Annotated in this window: 24 protein-coding genes and 1 tRNA gene; 10 read left to right on the plus strand and 15 right to left on the minus strand. The window is 48.1% G+C overall.

Annotated features, from left to right (window positions below):
- Positions 1–50: 50 nt before the first annotated feature.
- The 7 genes from G441_RS0114770 to G441_RS0114800 all read left to right on the plus strand — a co-directional run bounded on the left by G441_RS0114770 (position 51) and on the right by G441_RS0114800 (position 7,490).
- Complete coding sequence (locus tag G441_RS0114770) at positions 51–1,280, plus strand: multifunctional CCA addition/repair protein (protein WP_026377074.1); 1,230 nt, start codon at positions 51–53, stop codon at positions 1,278–1,280.
- Positions 1,281–1,351: 71 nt separating this feature from the next.
- Positions 1,352–2,587 (plus strand): ATP-dependent RNA helicase SrmB, encoded by a 1,236-nt coding sequence (gene srmB, locus G441_RS0114775; RefSeq protein WP_026377075.1) that lies wholly within the window; start codon positions 1,352–1,354, stop codon positions 2,585–2,587.
- Positions 2,588–2,590: 3 nt separating this feature from the next.
- Positions 2,591–3,193, plus strand: a complete 603-nt coding sequence (rdgB, locus tag G441_RS0114780) for an RdgB/HAM1 family non-canonical purine NTP pyrophosphatase (RefSeq protein ID WP_026377076.1) — start codon at positions 2,591–2,593, stop codon at positions 3,191–3,193.
- Between the two features lies 1 nt (position 3,194).
- Positions 3,195–4,328 carry a radical SAM family heme chaperone HemW gene (hemW, locus tag G441_RS0114785; protein ID WP_026377077.1) on the plus strand — a complete coding sequence of 378 codons (1,134 nt, stop codon included), beginning with the start codon at positions 3,195–3,197 and terminating at the stop codon, positions 4,326–4,328.
- 152 nt (positions 4,329–4,480) lie between these two features.
- Positions 4,481–5,185: a substrate-binding periplasmic protein gene (locus tag G441_RS0114790; RefSeq protein WP_169726089.1), complete on the plus strand. Its 705-nt coding sequence runs from the start codon at positions 4,481–4,483 to the stop codon at positions 5,183–5,185.
- Between the two features lie 74 nt (positions 5,186–5,259).
- The gene (locus G441_RS0114795) at positions 5,260–6,810 is read left to right on the plus strand and encodes a sensor histidine kinase (RefSeq protein WP_026377079.1); all 1,551 of its coding nucleotides are present in this window, start codon (positions 5,260–5,262) and stop codon (positions 6,808–6,810) included.
- Positions 6,807–7,490: a response regulator transcription factor gene (locus G441_RS0114800; protein WP_026377080.1), complete on the plus strand. Its 684-nt coding sequence runs from the start codon at positions 6,807–6,809 to the stop codon at positions 7,488–7,490. The genes G441_RS0114795 and G441_RS0114800 overlap by 4 nt, the downstream gene beginning before the upstream one ends.
- A gap of 11 nt (positions 7,491–7,501) precedes the next feature.
- Here the strand turns inward: G441_RS0114800 and G441_RS0114805 are convergent, their stop codons facing one another.
- Together G441_RS0114805 and G441_RS0114810 are read right to left on the minus strand one after the other, a co-directional pair.
- Positions 7,502–8,362: a delta-class carbonic anhydrase gene (locus G441_RS0114805; protein WP_051275634.1), complete on the minus strand. Its 861-nt coding sequence runs from the start codon at positions 8,360–8,362 to the stop codon at positions 7,502–7,504.
- 96 nt (positions 8,363–8,458) lie between these two features.
- Entirely contained in the window at positions 8,459–9,130 is a 672-nt protein-coding gene (locus G441_RS0114810) for an OmpW family outer membrane protein (protein WP_026377082.1), read from the minus strand.
- 187 nt (positions 9,131–9,317) lie between these two features.
- On the opposite strand from G441_RS0114810, the gene G441_RS0114815 reads away from it, so the two are divergent.
- On the plus strand, positions 9,318–9,605 hold the full coding sequence (locus G441_RS0114815) for a sll1863 family stress response protein (RefSeq protein ID WP_026377083.1): 288 nt from the start codon (positions 9,318–9,320) through the stop codon (positions 9,603–9,605).
- 96 nt (positions 9,606–9,701) lie between these two features.
- On the opposite strand, the gene G441_RS0114820 is transcribed toward G441_RS0114815, so the two are convergent.
- The 12 genes from G441_RS0114820 to G441_RS19390 form a co-directional block, all read right to left on the minus strand.
- Entirely contained in the window at positions 9,702–10,439 is a 738-nt protein-coding gene (locus tag G441_RS0114820) for a DUF2884 family protein (RefSeq protein ID WP_240485151.1), read from the minus strand.
- Positions 10,440–10,574: 135 nt separating this feature from the next.
- A complete protein-coding gene (locus tag G441_RS0114825; RefSeq protein ID WP_026377085.1) occupies positions 10,575–11,078 on the minus strand; it encodes an Lcl C-terminal domain-containing protein in 504 nt (167 codons plus the stop codon).
- On the minus strand, positions 11,075–12,781 hold the full coding sequence (locus tag G441_RS0114830) for an Lcl C-terminal domain-containing protein (protein WP_051275635.1): 1,707 nt from the start codon (positions 12,779–12,781) through the stop codon (positions 11,075–11,077). Before G441_RS0114830 ends, G441_RS0114825 begins: the two co-directional genes overlap by 4 nt.
- Before the next feature lie 74 nt (positions 12,782–12,855).
- Complete coding sequence (locus G441_RS0114835) at positions 12,856–13,365, minus strand: PAS domain-containing protein (RefSeq protein WP_026377087.1); 510 nt, start codon at positions 13,363–13,365, stop codon at positions 12,856–12,858.
- Positions 13,366–13,368: 3 nt separating this feature from the next.
- Entirely contained in the window at positions 13,369–14,361 is a 993-nt protein-coding gene (locus tag G441_RS0114840; protein ID WP_026377088.1) for a response regulator, read from the minus strand.
- A 155-nt stretch (positions 14,362–14,516) separates the two neighbouring features.
- Positions 14,517–15,215: an LrgB family protein gene (locus G441_RS18805; RefSeq protein ID WP_034475286.1), complete on the minus strand. Its 699-nt coding sequence runs from the start codon at positions 15,213–15,215 to the stop codon at positions 14,517–14,519.
- Positions 15,208–15,579 (minus strand): CidA/LrgA family protein, encoded by a 372-nt coding sequence (locus tag G441_RS18810; RefSeq protein WP_051275636.1) that lies wholly within the window; start codon positions 15,577–15,579, stop codon positions 15,208–15,210. The genes G441_RS18805 and G441_RS18810 overlap by 8 nt, the downstream gene beginning before the upstream one ends.
- A 90-nt stretch (positions 15,580–15,669) precedes the next feature.
- Entirely contained in the window at positions 15,670–16,485 is an 816-nt protein-coding gene (locus G441_RS0114855; protein WP_026377089.1) for a LytR/AlgR family response regulator transcription factor, read from the minus strand.
- Between the two features lie 361 nt (positions 16,486–16,846).
- Entirely contained in the window at positions 16,847–17,170 is a 324-nt protein-coding gene (locus tag G441_RS0114860) for a DUF3718 domain-containing protein (protein WP_034475291.1), read from the minus strand.
- Between the two features lie 257 nt (positions 17,171–17,427).
- On the minus strand, positions 17,428–17,757 hold the full coding sequence (locus tag G441_RS0114865) for a hypothetical protein (RefSeq protein ID WP_026377091.1): 330 nt from the start codon (positions 17,755–17,757) through the stop codon (positions 17,428–17,430).
- Positions 17,758–17,837: 80 nt separating this feature from the next.
- Complete coding sequence (locus G441_RS18815; RefSeq protein ID WP_156896384.1) at positions 17,838–18,971, minus strand: MbnH family di-heme enzyme; 1,134 nt, start codon at positions 18,969–18,971, stop codon at positions 17,838–17,840.
- A complete protein-coding gene (locus G441_RS19390) occupies positions 18,962–19,768 on the minus strand; it encodes an MbnP family copper-binding protein (RefSeq protein ID WP_169726090.1) in 807 nt (268 codons plus the stop codon). Before G441_RS19390 ends, G441_RS18815 begins: the two co-directional genes overlap by 10 nt.
- Before the next feature lie 19 nt (positions 19,769–19,787).
- Here G441_RS19390 and G441_RS0114880 point away from each other — a divergent pair, with 19 nt between their 5' ends.
- Entirely contained in the window at positions 19,788–22,529 is a 2,742-nt protein-coding gene (locus G441_RS0114880) for a choice-of-anchor B family protein (RefSeq protein WP_026377092.1), read from the plus strand.
- 250 nt (positions 22,530–22,779) lie between these two features.
- A tRNA-Ile gene (locus tag G441_RS0114885) sits at positions 22,780–22,856 on the plus strand.
- A 211-nt stretch (positions 22,857–23,067) separates the two neighbouring features.
- Here the strand turns inward: G441_RS0114885 and G441_RS18825 are convergent.
- Positions 23,068–23,403, minus strand: a 336-nt coding sequence (locus tag G441_RS18825) for a transposase (RefSeq protein ID WP_026377093.1), incomplete at its 5' end; no start/stop codon positions are given.

The following is a 23,403-nucleotide window of genomic DNA, read 5'->3' on the forward strand; positions in this document are numbered from 1 at the left end:
TGAGTATGCCAAAATACTGAAACGACAGTGAAGCAGACTAATCGAACCGCATGAAAATTTACCTGGTGGGCGGCGCAGTGCGCGATGAATTATTGGGCCGTCCCGTCCATGAGAGAGACTATGTGGTCGTCGGCGCCACACCGGAACAGATGCTCGAGAAGGGCTTTACTCAGGTAGGTAAAGATTTTCCGGTGTTTCTGCACCCTAAAACGAAAGAGGAGTATGCTCTCGCCCGCACAGAGCGAAAAACTGGCAGCGGGTATACGGGGTTCGAATGTAATAGTGCGCCAACGGTCACGCTGGAGCAGGATTTGATGCGTCGCGATCTCACCGTCAATGCAATGGCAAAAGACGAAAACGGCCAGCTTATCGACCCTTATAATGGTCAGCAGGATTTGCAAAATCGCGTGTTGCGTCATGTCTCCGACGCCTTTGTTGAAGACCCACTGCGGGTGCTTCGCGTGGCACGCTTTGCTTCGCGTTACTATAGCTATGGCTTCTCCATTGCCAATGAGACCCTGGAGCTCATGCGTACTATCAGCCAATCGGGAGAACTTGAGCATCTGAGTGCAGAGCGAGTCTGGAAAGAGACCGAGCGCAGTCTGCAACAGGACACCCCGCAGGTATATTTTGAAACGTTGCGGGCCTGTGGAGCGTTGCGCTTTTGGTTTAATGAAGTTGATGTGCTTTGGGGAATTTCCAACCCGGCCAAGTGGCACCCGGAAGTAGATACTGGCATTCACACCATGATGGTGTTGGAGCAGGCGGCTAAATTATCAGATGACGTGAGTGTTCGATTTGCCGCCCTGGTGCATGATGTAGGAAAGTCATTAACAGACGCTGACCAGTGGCCGTCTCACCATGGCCACGAAAAGCTCGGACTTACCTCAATCAATACACTCTGCGACAGGTTAAAAGTGCCAAACGCCTGTCGGGAACTAGCCTTGCTAGTTGGTGAGTTTCATAGTCACGTACATGGCGCATTTCAGCTTACTGCTAAAACCGTTTTAAAGGTGCTGAATAAATGCGATGCATGGCGAAAACCAGAGAGGTTTGAAGCCCTGCTACTGGCATGTACGGCCGACGCGAAAGGTCGCAAGCAATTTGAAAACAGTAATTATCCACAAGCAGACTATTTCAGAGCGGCGTGGCAAGCAGCAGCGAATGTCAGCGTAAAAGATATCGTCGCTCAGGGGTATCAGGGACAGCAAATCCGTGATGAGCTGGAACGCCAGCGAATTGCCGCCATTGAAAACATTCGGGACACACAGTCGAGCTAAGGTTGTATTTCAGTCGCAGTGCTGTCTTGAGTGCTTTATAATGCTTTGGTTTACATCATACCGAATATTACATGTTTGATTCCCTGGATCTCGACGCAAAACTCACCCGTGCCCTTGCTGATATGGGCTATAAAAAACCTACTGGCATCCAGCAGGAGGCCATTCCGGTTGCGCTTGAAGGCAGAGATGTACTGGCGCAAGCACCAACGGGTACAGGTAAAACAGCTGCATTTTTATTACCTGCCGCACAGTATCTACTTGATTACCCAAGACGAGACCCGGGATCTGCTCGCGTAATTATACTTACACCGACTCGCGAGCTAGCGCTACAGGTATACGAACAGGCCAAGGCCATCACTGCGCATACAGACCTTACTTGCGGCGTCATCACTGGCGGGATTAATTACGGTACGGACAAAGAGACCTTAAGCAAAAGTCTGGACATTCTTGTCGCCACACCCGGCCGTCTGTTTGAGCACATTGAAAAAGAAAGTTTCAGCTGTCAGGAAATTGAGGTACTGATCCTGGATGAAGCCGACCGTATGCTGGATATGGGCTTTGCCAATATCGTCCATCAAATTTCAGCAGAAGCCAGATGGCGTAAACAGAGTATGTTGTTTTCTGCAACGCTGGAAGGCAGTGGCATTAATACCTTTGCAAGAGACATTCTCAAAGACCCTGTGCCGGTCAGTGCCAGTGCAACACGCAAAGAGCAGGGTAAAATTATCCAATATGTACATTTAGCAGATGACTATGAGCACAAGCTTGCCCTGCTGATCCACCTGTTAAATGAGCCAGAACAGCGCACCATTGTTTTTGTAAAAACCCGCGAGCGTCTGGCAACCCTCAAGCAGTCGCTACAATCCCATGATATTCCAGTGTGCTGGTTACAGGGTGAAATGCCTCAGGACAAACGAATCGCAGCCCTCGCAAGATTTAAAAGCGGTGAAGTGCCCATTCTGCTTGCAACCGATGTTGCCGCTCGCGGCATTGATGTAGAGAAAATTACTCACGTCATCAATTTTGACTTGCCGCGTACAGCCGACGTCTATGTTCACCGTATCGGGCGAACCGGTCGAGCGGGCAACAAAGGTACTGCCATTTCTTTGGTCGAAGCTCACGATATGGTCGTACTGGGTAAAATAGAACGATACATCAGTCAACCATTGAAGCGTCGTGTAATAGACGGCTTACGTCCGAAGCATAAAGAAGCCAAAGTTGGCAAGAAAGTGAAGAAGAAAAAAGCGTCGACGAGTGCCAAAAAGCCAGCCAAAAAAGCCAAGCAGCGACGCAGCCAAAAGGACTAGGGTATGTTTGAAAAAATTGTCCTCGCCACTGGTAACCCCGGCAAAGTAAAAGAGTTTGCCGGTCTGTTGGCAGAATTCAGCATTGACGTCGTGCCGCAAAAAGCGCTTGGCGTTGATGACGCTGAAGAAACTGGCAGTACCTTTGTCGAAAACGCCATCATCAAAGCGCGACATGCTTGCCGCGTTACAAGTCTGCCCGCTATTGCTGATGATTCAGGGCTTGCCGTTGCTGCGCTAAAAGGTGCACCTGGCGTATATTCCAGTCGCTATGCTGGCGAATCCGCAAGCGATGATGACAACATTGAAAAATTGCTTGGGGCATTGGCGTCAACACCGGTACAGCATCGCGCTGCCAGATTTATCTGTGTGTTGGTATTTATGCGCCACGCTGACGATCCAACCCCCTTGATTTGTCAGGGCGAGTGGCACGGCGAAATTGCCCTTAAACGACATGGAGACGGTGGTTTCGGCTATGACCCGGTGTTTTATGTCCCATCTCAAAAGTGCACAGCGGCACAGTTGGATAAACAGACTAAAAATGCCATCAGTCATCGCGGACAGGCGCTGAAATCCTTGCTCGATAGGCTCAGCAGCGCCCTGAACTAGTATGCCTCCACTGAGTCTGTATGTGCACATCCCCTGGTGTGTGCAAAAGTGTCCCTACTGTGACTTCAACTCACATGGATTGAAGCAACGCTTGCCAGAGCAGGAATACGTCGCACACCTGCTCGATGATCTGGCCATTGATGCCAGCAGAGTCAATGATCGGGAGGTCAGCACTATCTTTATCGGCGGCGGTACGCCGAGCCTATTTTCAGCCGATGCGATCGCCAGTTTATTAAGCGGCATCAGGTCGCGGGTGAATCTGGCCAATGATGCAGAGATCACCCTGGAGGCCAATCCTGGCACAGTTGAAACCGAGCGCTTTAATGCCTTTCAGCAGGCTGGTGTGAATCGCATATCGATTGGCGTGCAAAGCTTTCAATCCGCGCAGCTGCAGGCATTGGGACGCATCCATGATGGTCAGCAGGCCAAGCGTGCGGCGGGCTACGCCCATCAAGCAAGGCTGCGCAGTTTCAATGTAGATCTGATGCATGGTCTGCCACAGCAAAACGTTGAGAGCGCATTGCAGGACCTGAGTACGGCAATTGAACAATTGCCCCCTCACCTTTCCTGGTATCAATTAACCATTGAGCCCAACACGCAGTTTGCTTCTCGTCCACCGGTGCTGCCCGACGATGACATTTTGTGGGACATCCAGTCACAAGGCCATACATTGCTGACAGAGGCTGGATACACCCAGTATGAAATCTCCGCCTATAGTCTCCCTGGCCATCAATGTCAGCATAATCTTAATTATTGGCGTTTTGGCGATTATCTTGGGATTGGCTGTGGCGCACACGGGAAAATCACCGATCAGCACAATGGTAGCATCACTCGTACCGTAAAAGTAAAACATCCCCGGGGCTATATGGATATTGGCAAAGCGTACTTGAGTGACTGTACAACTGTGTCTGAGCAGGACCTACCGTTTGAATTTTTTATGAATCGATTCAGACTGCTTGAACCCTGCCCCGTTGATGATTACGAGCGCTTAACCGGTTCTCCCCTTCCCTCCGAGGTAAAAGTGTCGTTAGGAAAAGCTCAGCAGCAGGGATTGATTAGCTGCTCTACTACGCATTGGCAAGTCACGCAGACGGGACACCGTTATCTGAACAATTTATTAGGACTGTTCGTGTAACCCACGCTTTGCAACATTGCCGTGATCAATTAGTATCGTTTAAAAGCAACGCTAATTAACGTTAAGACCACATAACTGGGGCATTCGCTATCACACTTTTGCGGCACACTTTTAAATTATTTGCTGTCAGTGTTTGGTCACTGAGCACGCTTGTGCCTGTTGTAGCACAACAGTCGGACCTGCAAATTTATTTATATACCTACCATAAAAAGCCGCCCTTTGTTGTCAATGAGGAACGCCAGGAAGGGCTGTACTACGACATGGCTAAACTGTTAACCAGGAAAACAGATAACGCTGTATTTCGTACTATTTTTCTGCCCCGCAAGCGACTTGATCTCATGCTCAAAGAGCGAACACTGGATGGTGTTGTGGTTGGCGTTAACCCGAAATGGTTTAAAGATCCTGACGAAACACGCTACCTGTGGCTACCGACAATGTTTACCGACCGCGATGAGTTCGTGTCGCTAAAATCCAGTCCGTTTGAATTCACTGGTATCGAGTCACTCTACGGTAAGTCTTTCGCTGGTGTATTGGGCTTCTACTACTTTGGTGTGAATGAGGCAGTGGCAGAAGAGCGTGTGCCGCGTATCGATACCATTGGTGAACGTCAGGTATTGGAGCTGATTGAAAAAGGTCGGGCGGATGTCGGCATCGTCAGCCAGTCGGTATTTGCTTATTTACAACGCAAAGATGAACTGCCCGATATCTACCATCTTTCAGAGCGTCCGCACGATGAATTTGCCCGTCGAGCATTCACCTTAAAAAGACATCAGGATCTATATCAAGTCATGTTAGAAGCGACAGAGACTCTCAAAGATGATCCTGCCTGGCAGCAGTTACTCGCGAAGTATCGTTGAACAACAAGCCAGTTCCTAGTCCATTGTAGCTAAACCTGCGTATACTACATCGTTAAAAGCATCCTCTACACGCTATGTATAAACGCAAACTGTTTTATTTCGGCCTCACGACGGCATTCATTCTTATTGTTGCGCTGTTGTGTACAGCAATTTCGGCCCATTTGACAAGGCAAAATCTTCGCCAAAGTACCATCGCCCAATCCTTGTTAATTGAACACCAGGAGCTGTCCAGTATTTCCTATCGAATGTTCAAGCAATTAACTGATGAAGTGATTTTTGGCCAAAATGCCAACCAGACTGAGGTCCGCAAAAAGCAGGAACTGATAGCTCAGGCACTGACGAACATTCGCCGTTTGGAAATAGAACAGCGCGAGGCGTTAGGCGAGGAAATTACCCAGGGCAGTGTCGAGGATACTGATGAGCTTGAGCAACTGATAGAACAAATTGTTTTAGAATTTAATATGGTAGTCCGAAACCGTGATACACCTGCGGATCAACGCGCTCGTCTTGAAAAGTTGCTCGAAGTAACGATTGATAACAAATTCAGAGAAGCAATAAATGCTGCAGTATTGCGTCAGGGCAAGGTAGTAGCAGCGATAAACGCAAAAATCGATACGTTGAACACAGCTATTGTTTGGTTCACATTAGGCTTAGCAATTTTATCTCTGCCGCTCATTGCATATGGTTGTTACTGGCTCTTTAATCAGCTTTATCAGCCGCTAGTGCTGATACGCAATGCCACAGATTCGATCCTGTCCGGTCACTATAGAAAGCCTATTTCAGAAACCCTGGACGATGAATTTGACGAGCTTGCAGACTCTATCAATACCCTCGCGGAGCAGTTGCAGGATTTCAAAGAGCAGGAGGCAATGTCCCGCAAAAACCTTGAAGTTGAAGTGGAGCAGCGCACCCGCGAGCTTACCAACGCCAACCTGCAGCTAACCAAGATAGATTCGCGGCGGCGTCAGTTCATTGCCGATGTGTCTCATGAGCTTAGAACGCCACTCACAATTATTCGCGGCGAAGCTCAGGTCACGTTGCGTCTCAAATCCGCATGCGAGGAAGATTATAAAGAGACGTTATCTTCTATTCTTAATCAGTCCGTCACACTCAGCCGCCTGGTAGATGACTTACTGCTGCTCACTCGTGCGGAAATGAATCAGTTACAACTTGAGCTTGCTTCTGTCGCTATGCAGCCACTATTACAAACTGAAGTGTCGAAATGGCAACGGCTACACACCGAACGTCAAATTACAGTGTCTGCCGACGATGATACTGTGACTGTTAAAATTGATACACCGCGGATCCAGCAGGTACTGTCCATTCTAATCGACAATGCCGTTAAATATTCGGCCCCCGGTATGCCAGTTAATGTTTCTCTGACATCTGATTCATCCTATGCAAAAGTAACGGTTAAGGACTGTGGGGACGGCATATCAGCTGCCGAAATAGAAAACGTGTTTGAGCGTTTTGTAAGGTTCAGGAAACACAATGATGGACTCGGGTTAGGCCTGCCAATTGCCAAAGCGATTGTTGAGGCTCATGGTGGCAGCATTGTTGCCACATCCGTTCCCGGCGAGGGTTCGACCTTTTCATTTTCACTGCCATTGGAGCCACAATCATGAGTATCCTGGTCGCCGATGATGAAAAACCTCTGCTGCAATTTTTGACCAAAGGCCTTCGCGCAGAAGGATTTGATTGCACGGGATTAAGTCATTTACATGAATTGCTGCCGTGGATTAAACAGCACGGACCGGAGGTCGTGGTGCTGGACAGGATGTTTGACGATCAAGACAGCGTGACAATCTTACAAGCGATTAAAGCCTTACCTAACCCTCCCATGATACTGATGCTTACCGCCATGGATGAAGTGAGTGAAAGGGTAAAAGGATTGCAGCTTGGCGCTGACGATTACCTTACTAAGCCCTTCGACTTTGACGAGCTGTTGGCCCGCGTTACTGCACTGCGGCGGCGTCGCCCAACACCGACTCAACGTGATGATGATGAACTGTCGTGTGGCCCACTAACACTATCACTGCAACAGAGAATTGCGAAATTAAACGGCACTGAATTAGGCCTGACCAGAATAGAATTTGACCTGCTGTACTATCTGCTTGAACACAGGCAAAAGGTACTGTCGAGAGAGCGAATATTAAGCCGTATCTGGCAGACACACACTGATCCACAAACCAATATCGTAGACGTATATATCAGCCGTTTAAGAAAAAAACTGGATAGTGAGCCTTCACTCACTATCCAGACATTGAGAGGTAATGGGTATAGACTCGATACCCATGATCTATAACGTAAACAACCTTAGTTGATTACCGACAACAGTTTAGGATTCACGACCAGATTACGCACGCCGTGGGCATGATCTTCGTTAAACACGTTGTCTTCACACCACTTTCCGACAGAATTGATATCCAGTACCGCACCCTGCGGACGCACGCTCCAGCTAACCTGCAACGGTGAGCCCTGTTCATTATATGATGGCCCTGTGGTAGAACCTAAGTACTCTACCGGCTTGCCAGTGTTGCTTGGAATATTGGGCGCCTGTGCGTAGCCGTTCACCGTGGCAATCTCAGCCAGCTCATTGAAGTCCAGCGCATTTTCATCGTTGGCCAGAACAAATACCTGCCCTTCAACGCGCAGACCTGGGTTCATAGTTGAGTCCGCTAGACACGCGCCAAGCGTTGGGCCAGGAGACACTTGCGCGGCAGAGAATACCCAGTGTACCTCAATCGTATCACCGGCCTGCAGAGGGTCGCCCTTGGCAGCACAAACACCACCGCTAACAGGTTTGAGTTGAGAAGCGCTGAGCTGACCATCCCACTTGTACCCTGTGTTTTTACCTTTACCGTCACCATTTCCGGCATACATCGTGAAATCACCGCCTTTATGCTCGGCATTCTTGTGGAAGTGAATATTGCACAGATTCATCTGGCTGCGATTTGGTGCGAAACCGAATACGCGCTGGTTGGTACCGTACTTCTGATCTATATCGCGTGGTGACTGTGGACCGAATCCTTTACCGTCAGTATTCTTTTCCAACGCTGCACGCTGTTGGGCAACGACTAAATCACTTACGTTTTTAGCGGTAGCAGAAACTGAAAGCGCTGCCGTAATCGCCGCAGCTGCTATTGTCATAGTAGAAACAAGGTTACGCTTGTTCATAATCAATCCTCAATTTGGTCTAACAAACCATGCTTTATGACGGTTTGGTTTCTATTGTTATGTAGTCGATTGCTGTGTACGCGTTTCTTGCTGGTGTTAAAAACGATATCCGATGGTAATGCTGTACACCCAGGGGTCTATTTCGATGGAATCAACACTTCCTGCTGCCCCACCAAGTTGGAAAGATGCCTCAGTATCGATATCAATCCAGCGAATCGAACCGTTTAAAAACCATTCATCGCTAAACATGTAGTCGGCACCTATCTGAGCGGCAATTCCAAATGAGTTATCCAGAGATAAGTCACTTAAGCCTGCTGACTGGTTTGCCGATGTGAAGTCTTCGTCAAAGAATAGTGTGTAATTCAGGCCTGCGCCAACGTAGGGCTGGAATTTACTTGCACTGTCGGCGAAAAAATAATTCACCGTAACGGTTGGGGGCAGATGAGTCACCTCTCCCAGTTGGTCACCAGTACCGAGTGGATCGCTGACGCCAAAGTTGACGTCATGTTTAAATGGTGTCGCAGCAAGAACCTCAACGTTAACCTTGTCTGTGATGAAATAAGCGAGGTTCAAGGCCAGTTGAGTATTGCTCTCTACGCCAACATTAACCCCAAGGTCGCTGCCTACAACGATGTTGGATGATGATTCATCCGGTACGACAGAGGCGAAGCCAGCACGAATAACCCAGTCACCTTTTTGAAACGCCGACACGTTTTGAGCGAACGTTACCGCAGCAATCGCTGTCAATGCGAAAGTGGCTTTATTCATAAACAACCTTTAGCAAGTTAAGTAAACGGCGCTCAAGATAGAGATTTAGTCTGAAAAAGACTTAATCCAAACATTAAAAAAACATTAAAAATAGGCCAGGAGGAGACGTGTTGATTTACATCAAGACGTCATAACTGAATTGATTTTACTCTGCTAGCGACCAATTCCGGCAGATAAGGGAACTACCATGAGTAAACGTGACGAATACGCAGAAAAACTCAAGCAGACTATCGATGAGCTTAATAGCAAGATCGATGAGTTAGAAGCCAAAGCTGAGCATGCCCAGAATGAAGCTAAAGGCGAAATAAACAAGCAAATCGAGGCGGTTAAGCTGCAGATGAAGCCATTAACCGACAAACTGGATAAATGGAAGGAAGAAGGTGAAGATAAACTGGAAGGATATGTGAAAGAAGCGAAGAAGATCCGCGACGCGTTTATCCATTCCTACAATTATTTCAAATCGCAAATTAAGTAGCTATTTAGCATCGACGGAAGGCTGAGCTTCCTGGTTCAGCCTTTTTATTTCATTGGTTGAAGGGCAAGAGATTAGTCACCAATAAAATTTGAACTATTATTTCTTGTACTGCTTCACACCACCACTGTAGATAATGTTGTAAGCGTACAGCTCGGGAACCGACTGACGTAAGCTTTCTTCAATTTCATCCAAACGCTGCAGCTTATTACAAAACCAATTAGCTTTTTGACGCAATGACTCAGCTTTGGGCGCAACCTCTTGCTCAAGCTGAAGCTCCATCTCCTCGAGTCGTTTGCTCAGTTCTGCAACCCGTTCATCTGATGCATCTGAGCTTGACGCCACCCCTGATATTGCAGACAAGATACCGCCGACAGATGTGTTAATTGCCTGCTCAAGTTGAGCCTCAATTTCTTTGTCGACCATATCATCGACATGCTCCAGAGAGCCGGGGCCGATGTAGTAGTTCTTCTTAGAATAGATGAATTTCTTGTCTACCCGTGATTTGACATTGTCCATGGCACGCTGGATTTTTTCATAGCTGCCATGGTCCTGCCCTACAAGGCCAATGTAGACCTGCTCAATGGTATCTGTTGCCAGGGCCACACCCTCAGTTGCCAGCACCGTCATTTTTGGTACCACGTAGTGCAAACCACCGGCAAATTCTTTAAGTAAAGCCTGCTGCTGTTTTTCCAGCTCTAACAAATTGCCTTGCACAAACAACTGCTTTTTATCGTTGATTTGGTAGAGTGTCCGGCTTTCCTCAAGAACCCGAATATGGTCACGGGTCACCACCATGCCGTAGTGCAAGTCTACGTCACATTTGAGATCAGCCAATACAGCTGGTGAGAAAAGCAGGCAGAATAACAGGGCTCTCACAACAATTCGGATTTATTATTTAACTTGATATCATTGTGAAGGTTATTCCCGCCAATGCAAAGTCTGGATCAGACGAGCCGGTAAAAAATCAGGTCAATCTGCATTTCTGACCAACCGGACAAACACCGAGCGGTCTTTTTGTTTGATAGAATTGCTGCTATTGAAAAATGCCACCACCCAGGCGCGTTGTGGATCAGCCATAGACGGCGTAGAGGTCCAGTAGTCATCCGCAGATGTATTCGGGAAGATGGTTTCATTAATTGATGGCCGCACGCAGCTACGCTCAGTGATACTGGCCAGCTCTTTTATGTTCGGCAAGCGCCACGCAAGACTGTCGGCAAATTCATAGCCATATGCCTGATCCAATGCCTGTTGCCAGGTCAACTCGTCTGCCTCATTGATACACGTTGAGCCATTCCAGGTTTGTCCGAGGCTGCAGCGCATCCATACGAGCCCTGTACGCACATGTAAAACCGTACCATCTTCAAGATCGGTAAATTCTGAACTGGCTGTAGTATCGTCAATATCAACCAAACAGGATTGTGCGGATACATTGCACCCCACAATCATAACAAGTATTCCGATCCAGTATTTCATCGCCCTGCCCTCACTAACCTAACTCGTGTTGCTGATGATTTATTAAGGAAGTTGTCTACGCCGCTGGCAAAGTCAAGCGCCCAGGCGTTCTGTGAATTATCGCTATTTACGCCATCTGCACTTGCAATACGTGTCCAAAACCATAACGGCCCCGTAACCGTGTCAAACTGCGATGGAAAATATTCATCATCAACCATAGGTGTACTGACCAATCCATAGTGCAATATTGAGGATAGTTCATCATGGCTTGGCACGCGCCAGTCAAAAAATCCACATAGCCCTTCAACATTTACCGCGTCCACAAATGCCTGTGTATTGCACTGCGTTAGTGAGCAGCTGCTGCCAGCACCATTAAGGTCACCATCAAACCCACCGTTGTTGTCTTCGAAATACCATGAATAGGTATGATCTTTATCATGTAAGCCGCCATCGTCTGACTTCACTTCCCAAACCAGGCCGGTGATGTTGTCTCGCACGCAACTAAATGGCTCATCAAGACTATCAACTTCATCACCGTTAGCATTCAGCCGGGTGAAATCAAACCCAGCGTCACCTCTACCCGCTTTTTCAAAGTTGCCATAGGTGGCAATGACATCCTGGCCAAGATGAGCATCCTGGCCCGGCAATTCTGGAACAAACGAGGCCGTATTTTGTGAATTAGTTGCTTGCAGTGTCACGCCCGTATCGTTAAGTCGATAGCGCGGCGCTTCGCTAATGATTACGTCGACAGTATCTTCCACTGTATTACCGTTTAGATCGGTTACATCGAGTGTAAATCTGACGGTTTGACCAATCGCATCCGCGCCGAACACGGCAAAGGTTTGCAGTGCAGTTGGATCTGTAATAACCGCCTGCGTGGTACTTGCTTGCCACTGGTATGCTAGTGGTTTTGCAGCAGCTACGGTGGAGTCTGCTTCGCCTATCAGCATGATCATCTCGCCCGGATAAACCTGCTGGGCTCTCCCCGCGTTTACGGTTGGTACTGTAGATTGCGCGTCCTGAACAATCAGACCGAGTTCTGCCGTTGCCTGACCCCCTTCCTGGTCGGTAATCGTCAGCTGTAGTTGAATTTGAGATTGGTCGGGCTGCACCGGCGCCACGATATTAAGTATAGGGCCATCGACATCGACACCATCCAAGACGTCTGGACCGGCAAGTTGTTGCCAAGACCACTGACTTATTGCCTCGTTACTGGAGGGTGGATCGCTATCGTCAGATGCTGAACCATCTAGGGTTATTGCGGCACCTGCGGGTACAATATAGTCAGGATAACTGTCGAGCTGGGCAAAGCTGATTGACGCCTCAGGCAACGCATTGACGGGGCGTACTGTCAGATTGAGGGTGTCTGAGCCACTATTACCATCACTGTCTGTGACAGTGAGCGTTAATGCATACTCGAGTGTTTGTGTCGTCTCAGGAAGTGAAACCGTCGCAGCGGCAGCATTTGAATCCGGATGAGTAATGGTCAGCGAGGGTGTTGCCTGCCATGAATAGGAAAGTGTTTCAGATTGTCCTCTGGCTGAGGCCGATAAAGACACGGTCGTCTGCTCATTAGCAATAATGTCAGAACCAACATTAACCAATATCAGCGGCGTATTACTGTTGTCGTCAGACTCTGACGAGCCACCTCCACAAGCTGCCAGACTCAATAACAGGGTCAGCCAAATGACTTTTGTCAGTGCATACCGTGGTCGGCTTTGCATGTCATCCTCGAATTTCCAAAAACGTGTTGTCTTTAGCTATACAAGAAACATGCCTACGCAAATACTTTTAAGATTTATATCTTATCCAGAGAGTGGATCTTGGTCGTACGCTCGCTTTGTTCACTGACTGATACCTGCAAGGACTCCAATTGCTTTTTACTTTCAGCGACATCGGTCACGTCATAGATCATCATGCAGATATTCTCAACGGTACCATTGGCAGCCACCAGAGGCGACAGCGTTATATTTTGATACATGAAGTCTTCACTGCCAGTTATAGGCCGGTAATTCGGAAATTTGAACAGGTATGGACGTTGCTCCCAGGTCATAAAAGCACGGGTCTTCAGTTCAAATACGGGTTTGGTTTTACGCACAAACCATGGCTTATTGATATGGGGAAACAAATCAAACAGACATTTATCCCGCACCTGACTCGGTAACAGGCCACTGTGACTTTCCATAAAGCCATTCCATACTTTGACATTAAATTGCTTATCTAAAACAACAATGCCCACGTCGACGGTTTGCAACATATCCATCAGCCAGTGGAATTCGAGCAGATCTTCAATGTTTGATTGGCTCATGCCTTAATCCTCCAACAGATGGGCAAGTTTGGCGTTCATGATTTGCATCGATTCTTCTGTGAACAGGAATATCAAATCACATTGCACGCTATACCCTTCCAGCCCGTAGCTCAGCTCTATCGCCAGTGTTCTGCGCCACTTGAGTCGATTGGCGGCAATGAGTTCACTAACACTGCGGTGCTGCCCTAATACCACCGGGTGTCCCTGACTAAATCCCATATCCAACTGCTCACCTAAACCACTGAGACAGGTGCCAATCAGAATACTGGCTGCATCCATCAGCACTTCAAGTTGAATGCGGTCATCCACTTCTTCCTTGATATCCAGCATTCTGGCGACATCACCAAAGCTCGAGTCACTTAAGATAAACAACGCTTCGCCACTCACACCTGGTCCCAGAAAGCCCTGGCAAATGCCGGACACGGCATCTTTTTCAGCCACATCGGTCAGCATCATGTGTAGTTCGGAGACTTCAATCAAATTGACATTAGGAATAGGCAGGCGCACGAATACGTTCAGGATACGCGCCAGATGGTCACCCGCCTGCCCCATCGCAATATTGGTAATTTCCTGATAGACATCTCTGATGGCAGGATCCAGTGATGGCTCATCTTCACTCTCTTCGCCCGCTTTGAGGCGAATTTTATGTTCATTCAGTACCGCTTCTAGAATGTCAGGTTTGACCGGCTTCTCAATAAACGCCAGCGCGCCTAAAGACTTAACCCGTTCATGGGCCTCTGGTTGAATATCACCTGAAATAACGATGACTTTGGTGGCAAGCTTGTGCTCTTTTATTGCCTGTAAAGTCTGATATCCGTCCATCACAGGCATATTGAGGTCCAGCAGTAGCAGCTGTCCTTTGCCTTCGTTGATCGCCTGCACCGCCTCTGCACCATGTTTAGCAAAATGCACTGCGACTTCCCAGTCCTGCGGCAAGCACTTGGCAACCTGCTTACGTGCCACCATCGAATCGTCGCAAATCAGTACTGAATACATGAATCTCTGATGCCTAATGATAAGAAGTTTCGCGTTGTCCAATAAGTAGATAGCAGTAAATTGGTGACAATTCCAAGCCAATGTGCCGACAACGTGGAATTATTCGCTAACTGCGTTCATCACCTGTTTATATAGCGACCCGGACGTCAGGAACTTTATCCGGAAAACAGCCATGCCAGCACGATAGATGTGAGGATCCCATTGATGCACAGTGCCACCGTTGCAAATGCACTGGCCGATTCACCACTCAACACCGCGCGCGATGTACCCACCGCATGTGCCACCGTACCCAGCGCAATGCCCTGACACTTTGGACAACGAACGTTAATGAGAGTAAAGATCGCAGACGCAAACACCGCTCCAACGATACCGGTAATAATGACAAAAATAGCGGCTAATGAAGGCGCTCCACCGATCAGTTCACTGGTTTCCATTGCCAGTGGCGTGGTGATTGATTTGGTTAACATGCTTAGGGTCAACACATCTGGCGTATCGAACAAAACCAGGACTGCAACAGCCATTACGCAAGCCATTACTCCTCCCGCAATAACGGGCACCAGCATGCGCACTCCATCACTGCGTATTTGGTGCCATTGCTTATATAGCGGAACAGCAAGTGCCACGGTGGCCGGACCAAGCAGCCAATGCAGCAGTCCCGCATGCTCGCGAAACGTGTCGATAGATACGTCGCTTGAAAACAAAACTGTACCGACAATAAGCGCGGTGACCGGTAGAGGGTGACACCAGGGACTGGAGGCGGTGCGGCGAAATAACAAGAACGCAAACACATAAGCGATAACAGTGATCAAAATCCAGCATGCTGACCATAGAAAGGTGGCTACTTCGTTATTCACCTTTCCCTCCTGTCAGCAGCCATTTTGCTAACAATGCCGTGAGCCCAATACTAACCAGGGTAGTCAGGACCAATGCGATAAATAACACCATGGCATGCTCAGTGAGCACATCAGCATAGTTAACCGCCGCCAGCGTCGCGGGTACGAAAAAGATCGACATGTGTTTAAGGATAGGTAACGAGGCTTTTTCAACACCTGCTGGCACCCGCTGTAAAAGGGTAAGCCAGGCAAACATGATAAGAAGCCCAATCAGCGCGCTGGGCAATGATATGGGCAAACGCGGTTGCAGTAAGGTGCCGAGGTAGTAACACACTATAATGGCGACGCCACCTGCGAGGGTTGAAGATACCGAAGAAAATTTCACCTAACCTGCTCTGTCAGATTTTTTCAAACATCCATGGATGCTACTAAAGGCATCATAGAAAAAACATACGCGGTTAGTATTATTGCCTCATCAGCGCTGCAGTTCGTCGAGCCGGAACTTATATTTACGGGTCACTTTTAACTCAGCGCCAGTCTGCAGGTGTGCCACATATTCCCCATTAGAATTCGGTGATAGTCGGGTGACAAACGATAAATTAACGATGGTAGAGCGGTTTATTCTTGGGAACATTTTCACGTCCAGTTCCTGTTCAAACTGGCGCAGTGTTTTGCGGATAATGTGCGTGTCATCGCTGGTATGTATGCACATATAATCGCCCGCGGCCTCAATCCACAGGATGTCTTTCAATGCAATTCGTAACCAATCAGTGCCACTTTTGACAGAGATGGTTTGCTGCAGGTCTTGGGCACTGGCATATTCGCTTTGCTCCAACGATGCCATAAGTCCGGACAACGATTTACCGGTTTTACGGGCAAGTAACTCACTTAATCGCTGCTCACGAGCATAGGCTAAGTTGGCCTGACACCTCGCTCTAAGCCCCTCCAGGCAGTGTTCCAGCCTATCATCTGAGTAGGGTTTTAACAGATAATCGAATGCATGACAGTCAAATGCCTGATGAGCAAAATTCGCGTGCGCAGTACTGAATACGATCAGGGGCGGAGATGATAGCATGGACAACGATTCAGCCACGCAAACGCCGCTAAGCCCCGGCATTTCAATATCCAGAAAAGCGATCATAGGTTGGGTTTCGGTTATGACTTGCAACGCTTCTTTACCATCTGCACACTGACCACAGAGCTTAATATCGTTATAGCTGTCAAGGCGTGCAGCCAGTCCCTCGCGAGCCAGAGGCTCGTCGTCAGCTATTACCACGGTCAACGCTTGCATGAGTGATCCTTCCGGCACATGTACATTCCACTGCGTATAAGATGGGAGTCAGGAAAAAGGGACTGAAGAGCACGATTGATTGATTTTCTACATCGTCACTGCTTCAGTCCAAGCTATTCCAGGAAACAAAACACATTCAAAAATTTGAACATGTCGTTGTCGGGTCACTACGCCGACACGTTTAAGTCTAGTTAGATTTTGCGGGATGCCTATGGGATTGTGACGAACTGATCATGTTACGGGATAAACGTACCAATCAGACAGGTTGTTACATTTCGTCATGATTAAACATGGTTAAAAAGAAAGGGGCCTCTCGGGCCCCCACATACTGTCATACCGTTTATCAATGGACTGCACACCATTAGCGTTTGGCCAATACTCCATCGACCGTCAAACCTGCCCGCTTAGCCAACAGTGATGCGGTAATGTCAGCACCATTAAGCGACGCAAACGTTACTGCATCCTGACCATTACATACCAATCCTCTACCTAGCTCCTGATAAGACACTCTGCTTTTCTTCACTGCCAGGTGAAGTCTTAGCTTGCTGTTTGAACTTAGCGCTTCACATACGTTAATCAAATCTTCTTCCATTTCTTTATCGTACGTTGCTGCGTTAACAGCCGAAGATAATGAAGCGAAACCGAGTGTGGCAGCCATAGTGGCGATAAATATTGCTTTTTTCATGGTAATAACCCCGTGTGTGATGATTTTTTCATTTCGCGTTTTTGCCGAACGCTCAGTGATTAAGATAGGGGTAAAGGCCAAATTGGCTGCTTGAAAAAGCTGAAGCAACAGCGAAAGTAGATGAGGCGATAAAGCATAAAAAAACTGCGACCAACTGCCTCAACAGGAGGAAATTGGTCGCAGTTCGTTAAAGTTTGGTTACATTTACAACAAATCAGGATTGTCTTGCTTCAATTCCTGAATACAACACTATGGACTTAAAAGATGCTGTCCTGATGTATGCGGATGAAAAGAGGCGTACCCGCTTTGCTGTAGTCGATTTTGTATTCTTTACCGTTCAGGGTTTGAATGAACAGTAGCGTTTTCTCGTCACCAAACACATCCCCCATCGTGACATCGACCAATTCCTGATCGTTAAACTTGGCGTCACGTTTGTTTTCAGGGATCTTGCCGGTGTATTCCTTGATCCCCTTGTGGGTGACAATAATCGCGGGATTATCATCACCGTTTACCACGATAAGGTCGAGTTTGCGTATTTTGTGGATGATTGTATTACGTCCGCTAGTCAGATAGGGCTTTTCCTGCATGTTCAGGTCTCCGCGAGAGGCCACGCACTGGCCTTTTTCTAATTATAGTTAGTAATAATTCGAAGATAGCAAAGTTTTTGCTAGTCTGCACTATCCACATAGCGCTGGCTAACAACTTGATGTGGATTAGAAAATTGTGGATTTGTCAGAAACTTTTCATCTGTCAGACTTTGCAAAAATGCCAGCAGTGCCTGACGCTCCTCTTCACTCAAGACAAAGCCTTTGACAAACTCGCTTTTGAAAGGATTATTTACGCCCTCAGCCCTGCCGCCGGCTGAATAAAAATCGACAACCTGTTCCAATGTCGCCAGGCTCCCGTCATGCATATACGGCGCCGTGACAGCGATGTTTCGCAATGTAGGAGCACGAAACTTACCCATATCGTCAGGCTCCAAAGTAATGTCAATCAGTCCCCTGTCCTGCAGCGGGTATGCTCCTTTTCCGTCGATGTTATACAACCCCGTGTTATGAAAAGGCTTTAAATCAAGTTGTTGCAACTGATGTCGACTGGACTGTGTGAAATTAAATCCGCCATGACAGTGAAAGCACTCCAGACGCTCAGAAAAAAACAGCTCCATCCCGGCCACTGCAAGACCATCAAGCGCATCATCCTGATAGCGATAAGCGTAGTCATCAAACGCAGAATCAAAAGAAGTGAGACTACGCACAAAGCTGGCAAGTGCCTGATTGATGCGCTGCATATTGATATCAGAATCGCCAAACGCAGCATCAAACATCGTCTGATAATGGCGGTCATCCAACCTGTAGATAATGTCCTGCTCTGCCCCCGTCATACCGAGTTCTATCGGATTTTCAGAAAACATCGGGATCAGAAGTTGCTGTTCGATGCTTTGTAACCCATTGTGCGCCCACGTAAAACTACCATTGTAACCGACGTTTACCAGGGCCAGCGCATTGCGCTTCAGAGGCTGCCCCGTCGCCCCGACTGAGAACACTTTAGGCTCTGCAAAAGCATGCTGCTGATCATGACAGCTTGCACAGGAAGTCGTTTGGTTGACTGATAATGCGGTGTCGTAAAACAGCCAGCGACCTAGCTCAACTTTCTCTGCCGACATGGGGTTGTCAGCAGGCTCGGGAGGTTTGGGAAACCCCTCTGGGATAGCGTATTGATAATCAGCGCCGGTATGAACGCTATCACTGCAAGACGATAACAACAGGCAAGATACCAGCACTATGAGCGCTTTTAGTGCCATGTAAAAATCTCTCGTCCACTTAAGTTAGTGGCCAGAATCTGGCAAAGAGGCTCACCCATGCCCTCAAACATGCAGTCGCCTTGTTTGAGGGGTTCAACGTCTTGTAGTAAACGGTCCAGATGTACAATGAGTTTTGTGCCATCTGATTGTTTCGACACTGAGAAATCAAAGGTGTTGGGGTATCGACAGGCTGATTCTGGTGCGCGAACACTGGCAGCTGACACACAGCCGAGGCTGCCAAGATGATAGGACCAGCTATTCTTATGCTCGGAACGCATATCAATCCGCACAAATTTATAGCCATTGCGCCACGACCAGAACATTTCTGAAATATTCAGCGGCGAGGACTGAGTGACAGGATTGAGATGATTGATATTGAATGGCAGACCTAAAGTGAATGTCAGGGAGTCGGCCTGCTGCAGGTCTCCAGCCAGGGTGATGACATGGTTGCTCTCAGCGTGCTCATCGCATTGATTAAGCCCAAACAACAGGACCACATCGCCCTGTTGCCAATCGTTTTCTTCCAATTCCAGCTCTACAGGCTGGCCCTGACGCTGCGCGCTGATGCCGCTTAAGTACATGGCAAACTGGGACAGTGTCCAATATTGCCCATCATGTTCGAAAGAGGCGTTGCACTCGACAGGCTTACCTCTGTACTTCAATTCAACCGCAAGGCTATGCGTTGAGGAGCTAAAAGGATTACAGCCCTGTAAGAGAATGATGACTATTGCACTGACAAAAATTATCTGAGGGCAGTATCTGACCTGATGAAATCCTGCTATGTTGCGCATTGACATGATGAAGGGACATCCGTGCATGAAAACGTTTATTGTTACTACTACTATCTTGTTGCTGATTGGTGGAATCAGTCAAGAAGTAAAGGCTCATGGCGAAGGAGAGCGGGCACGTTTCGTAGCAACCAATGGCACCGACAAAGGTGACTGTAAGAATCGTTTTCGTCCTTGTAGAAGCATCGCCTACGCGGCCAGGCAAGCCAATAAAGGCGACGAGATTCAGGTCGCGCAGGGACAATATCAGATAAATGATAGCGACGAGTTGTTTTATCTCGTCAGTCAGATTGTGCCGGTTAAAGGTGGCTACAGCCCCACCGACCATTACCAGATTCAAAATCCTGATGCGTTCCTCACTACCCTGAGCGGCATTCCTTCAGCTTATGCAAAGCAGCTTCGTCAACAGGGGTTTCATATCATTGTTGACAACAAAGGTAACGAATCGTTGCTCACCGAGAGCGAATTAGCCAGCGTTGAGCTGATACAGAATAGTCAGTCATCCACGCCCTGTAACAATGGCTCAGCCGACGGTTTTAGCTGCCGGAACATCTCATTGATGGCGCACATTGCATTAAATAAGCTCCCCACTCAATCGAGTTCAGCCAACGATATATGGGGACATGTTGACCTCAATACCATGAAAGAATACGCCATCATAGGCTTGCGCTCGGGTATTGCCGTGATTGATGTCAGCAGCCCGACTGCGCCTCGGGTAATCGGTTCTGTAGGTGGTCAGAGTACGACCTGGCGAGATATCAAAGTGTATCAGTACTACGATACTGCCAACCAGCGCTGGCGAGCATACGCCTATGCAACTGCCGATAGCGTCAGCGAAGGCCTGAGCATTCTTGATTTGAACGATTTGGCTAATGGTGTGAGTTTGGTTACCCGGGAGACCTTCGATCGCGCTGCTCATAATGTTTACATCAGTAATGTAGAATATTCGTTAAATATCGCGTTGCCGGGTGCCAGGCCACAGCTGCATATTACCGGCTCCCCCAACTTCGGCGGTGCATGGCGGAGTTTTTCACTCGCTGCACCGACCAGCATTCGTCCCACCTATTCTCTTCAGGATGGTGATAGCGACGACTATACTCACGATGCAAGCTCCGTACTTATCGATGATGCTAGAGCCACAACGGACTGCGTGAATGCAGGTGCTGAAGGCTGCACCGTGATGCTCGATTTTAATGAGAACACTTTACGTTTATGGGATCACTCGCGACCGGACCAGTCAATTGAGCTTGCCGAACAAGGCTATCCCAACTCTCGGTATACTCATTCCGGTTGGTGGAGTGAAGATAAGCAATACGTATTCGTGCATGATGAAATCGACGAACAGTCGTTTGGCTTGAATACCACATTAAATATCTTCGACATTAGTAGTCTGACCAACCCGGTGCTGGTCGGCACCTGGTCAGGACCGACACGAGCCATTGACCACAATGGATTTGTACGTGGCAATCGATATTACATGTCTAATTATACTCGAGGCCTGACCATTCTGGATATCAGCGACCCGGCCAACCCGATAGAGGTGGGTTTCTTCGACACTTTTCCGTCTTCAGACGGCGCGTCGTTCAATGGTGCCTGGGGAGTATATCCCTATCTACCCAGCGGGACGATTTTGGTCAGCGATATACAGGGTGGTCTTTACATTCTTAAAGATGAAACATTGGGTGAAGATACACTGTCCTTCGAAGATGCGTTGGTAAGCGTTGAGGAAGGCACTACAGCAACCTTCCGTGTTAATAAGCAGGAAACGATTGCAACCGAGGTAGATTATGAAGTGTTAACTGGCTCTGCTTCAGGCGACGATATCATCACTCAGCGCGGCACATTGACATGGCTTGACGGCGACACGCAAAGTAAAACCATCAACGTAGAAGTGCGAAATGATGATCTTGATGAGCCAAGCGAGTTGTTTTTCGTCAAGCTCAGTAATCCTTCAAACGGTGTAACCCTAACCCCTGCCAGTATAAGTATGGGTAAAATTCGCGGTGAAAACATCAGCCAGGGCGTTATTACGCTGGCTTCGGAGTCGCTGGCTGTGCGCGAGAATCAGGGTGTGGTGGAAGTTAATGTTGAACGTAATGGTGGTACCGATGAAAACGTCAGTGTCACCTATGCATTAGAATCTGGTACGGCTAACGTTGGCACCGACGTACAGCAAACCAGTGGCACCCTGACCTGGCTTGACGGTGATAGTCAGAACAAAGTCATTCGCTTATTCATATACGACGATGCTGACGCTGAAGAGAATGAACAGTTCACGCTGACGTTAAGTGCAGAAGGAGATACACAATTAGGCTCGCAACAATCCCTGAACATCGTTATTCGGGATGATGAGTCTAATCAGGCACCTGTGGCTGACGCAGGACAAGACCTACAGGTCAATACCCGTCAAAGCGTTTCTCTATCAGGAAGCGCTACAGATGATAGCGATGCGGTACTCGAGTTATTCTGGGCTCAGACTGCAGGGCCTGATGTTAATCTGGTGGATTACGGTGATGGCGAGGCGAACTTCACTGCACCGGAAGACAGTGCTACCTTAACTTTTGAACTCAGCGTGACAGATGATTTTGGTGCAATCGGCACTGACGTCATCACCGTAACCGTTGTAGCGCCTGCGCCACCAACCACCACTCCGCCTCCGTCAAATTCAAATAGCTCAGGTGGTGGCGGTAGCACCTCACCTTGGTTGTTAGCAGGCATATTGCTACTGACCTGCTGGCGTTTACGAAAACGAGCATTGAACAGGATTTGAGCGATCAAGCGTCAGTGCAGTATTGGCAGATGACAACAGAAAAAAAACTGCTTATACTGCGGCCCGCTTGATGTAGCGCGTCAGCGTGATAAGCATTCACAATTGGCCCTGTAGCTCAGTTGGGTGAGGCTCGGCCGCGCAGCGACGAGGGGTGACTTAACGTCACACCGAGAGACTCGAACGACTGGCAAGGAAGGCCAGGCTGGAACGCCCCACCAGGGAAGGTTTCAGCGAAAGTTTACCACAATATGGCCCTTTAGCTCAGTTGGTTAGAGCACCCGACTCATAATCGGTAGGTCCCCAGTTCAAGTCTGGGAGGGGCCACCATTCTTTTACACCTTATTTCGACTGGTGATGTAATTATAGTTTGGCCAATTGGCCAATCTATTCTTCCATATGCAATCTATTTTGTCCGCGATCAGTGACTTAAGTGCCATTCCCGCGGGCTCTACCCCATAAACGGGGGATCAGCTTTCATCGTACACGGTTAATTACACCATCCCATCCAGGCTCTACCCCATAAACGGGGGATCAGCTTTCATCGTACACGGTTAATTACACCATCCCATCCACAATGGGTCATTACTCTTATTCGATAATTTTCAAAGTTTCTGAAACCATAAGCTCGTCTCGTTATCATTTCCATCTTGTTGTGGAAGCCCTCAGTAATGCCGTTGTTGCGTGTATATCGCCACATAGCCACGATGGGTTGTAACCACGAAGTGAGTGTCCTGGCGAGTGCGTTGAGTGGGCTGTGATGTAACTGCTCAAGCAAGTCTAAAAAGCCTGTGAGTTTCTTTTCCATTCGTCTTTCATTCATGGTCTTAAGCAGCATGTAGCGAATGAGCTTTTGTTTAACCTCATACAACGCTTT

The organism is Aestuariibacter salexigens DSM 15300 (genome assembly GCF_000429145.1).
GTDB lineage: Bacteria > Pseudomonadota > Gammaproteobacteria > Enterobacterales > Alteromonadaceae > Aestuariibacter > Aestuariibacter salexigens.

Bases quoted from the DNA above. Each gene is read 5' to 3' on its own strand.
- hemW (WP_026377077.1), top strand. From the start codon at position 3,195: ATGCCTCCACTGAGTCTGTATGTGCACATCCCCTGGTGTGTGCAAAAG.
- G441_RS0114770 (WP_026377074.1), top strand. From the start codon at position 51: ATGAAAATTTACCTGGTGGGCGGCGCAGTGCGCGATGAATTATTGGGC.
- srmB (WP_026377075.1), top strand. From the start codon at position 1,352: ATGTTTGATTCCCTGGATCTCGACGCAAAACTCACCCGTGCCCTTGCT.
- G441_RS0114815 (WP_026377083.1), top strand. From the start codon at position 9,318: ATGAGTAAACGTGACGAATACGCAGAAAAACTCAAGCAGACTATCGAT.
- G441_RS0114800 (WP_026377080.1), top strand. From the start codon at position 6,807: ATGAGTATCCTGGTCGCCGATGATGAAAAACCTCTGCTGCAATTTTTG.
- G441_RS0114855 (WP_026377089.1), bottom strand. From the start codon at position 16,485: ATGCAAGCGTTGACCGTGGTAATAGCTGACGACGAGCCTCTGGCTCGC.
- G441_RS0114835 (WP_026377087.1), bottom strand. From the start codon at position 13,365: ATGAGCCAATCAAACATTGAAGATCTGCTCGAATTCCACTGGCTGATG.
- G441_RS0114795 (WP_026377079.1), top strand. From the start codon at position 5,260: ATGTATAAACGCAAACTGTTTTATTTCGGCCTCACGACGGCATTCATT.
- G441_RS0114825 (WP_026377085.1), bottom strand. From the start codon at position 11,078: ATGAAATACTGGATCGGAATACTTGTTATGATTGTGGGGTGCAATGTA.
- G441_RS0114860 (WP_034475291.1), bottom strand. From the start codon at position 17,170: ATGAAAAAAGCAATATTTATCGCCACTATGGCTGCCACACTCGGTTTC.
- G441_RS0114840 (WP_026377088.1), bottom strand. From the start codon at position 14,361: ATGTATTCAGTACTGATTTGCGACGATTCGATGGTGGCACGTAAGCAG.
- G441_RS0114805 (WP_051275634.1), bottom strand. From the start codon at position 8,362: ATGAACAAGCGTAACCTTGTTTCTACTATGACAATAGCAGCTGCGGCG.
- G441_RS19390 (WP_169726090.1), bottom strand. From the start codon at position 19,768: ATGTCAATGCGCAACATAGCAGGATTTCATCAGGTCAGATACTGCCCT.
- rdgB (WP_026377076.1), top strand. From the start codon at position 2,591: ATGTTTGAAAAAATTGTCCTCGCCACTGGTAACCCCGGCAAAGTAAAA.
- G441_RS0114880 (WP_026377092.1), top strand. From the start codon at position 19,788: ATGAAAACGTTTATTGTTACTACTACTATCTTGTTGCTGATTGGTGGA.
- G441_RS18815 (WP_156896384.1), bottom strand. From the start codon at position 18,971: ATGGCACTAAAAGCGCTCATAGTGCTGGTATCTTGCCTGTTGTTATCG.
- G441_RS0114830 (WP_051275635.1), bottom strand. From the start codon at position 12,781: ATGCAAAGCCGACCACGGTATGCACTGACAAAAGTCATTTGGCTGACC.
- G441_RS0114810 (WP_026377082.1), bottom strand. From the start codon at position 9,130: ATGAATAAAGCCACTTTCGCATTGACAGCGATTGCTGCGGTAACGTTC.
- G441_RS0114865 (WP_026377091.1), bottom strand. From the start codon at position 17,757: ATGCAGGAAAAGCCCTATCTGACTAGCGGACGTAATACAATCATCCAC.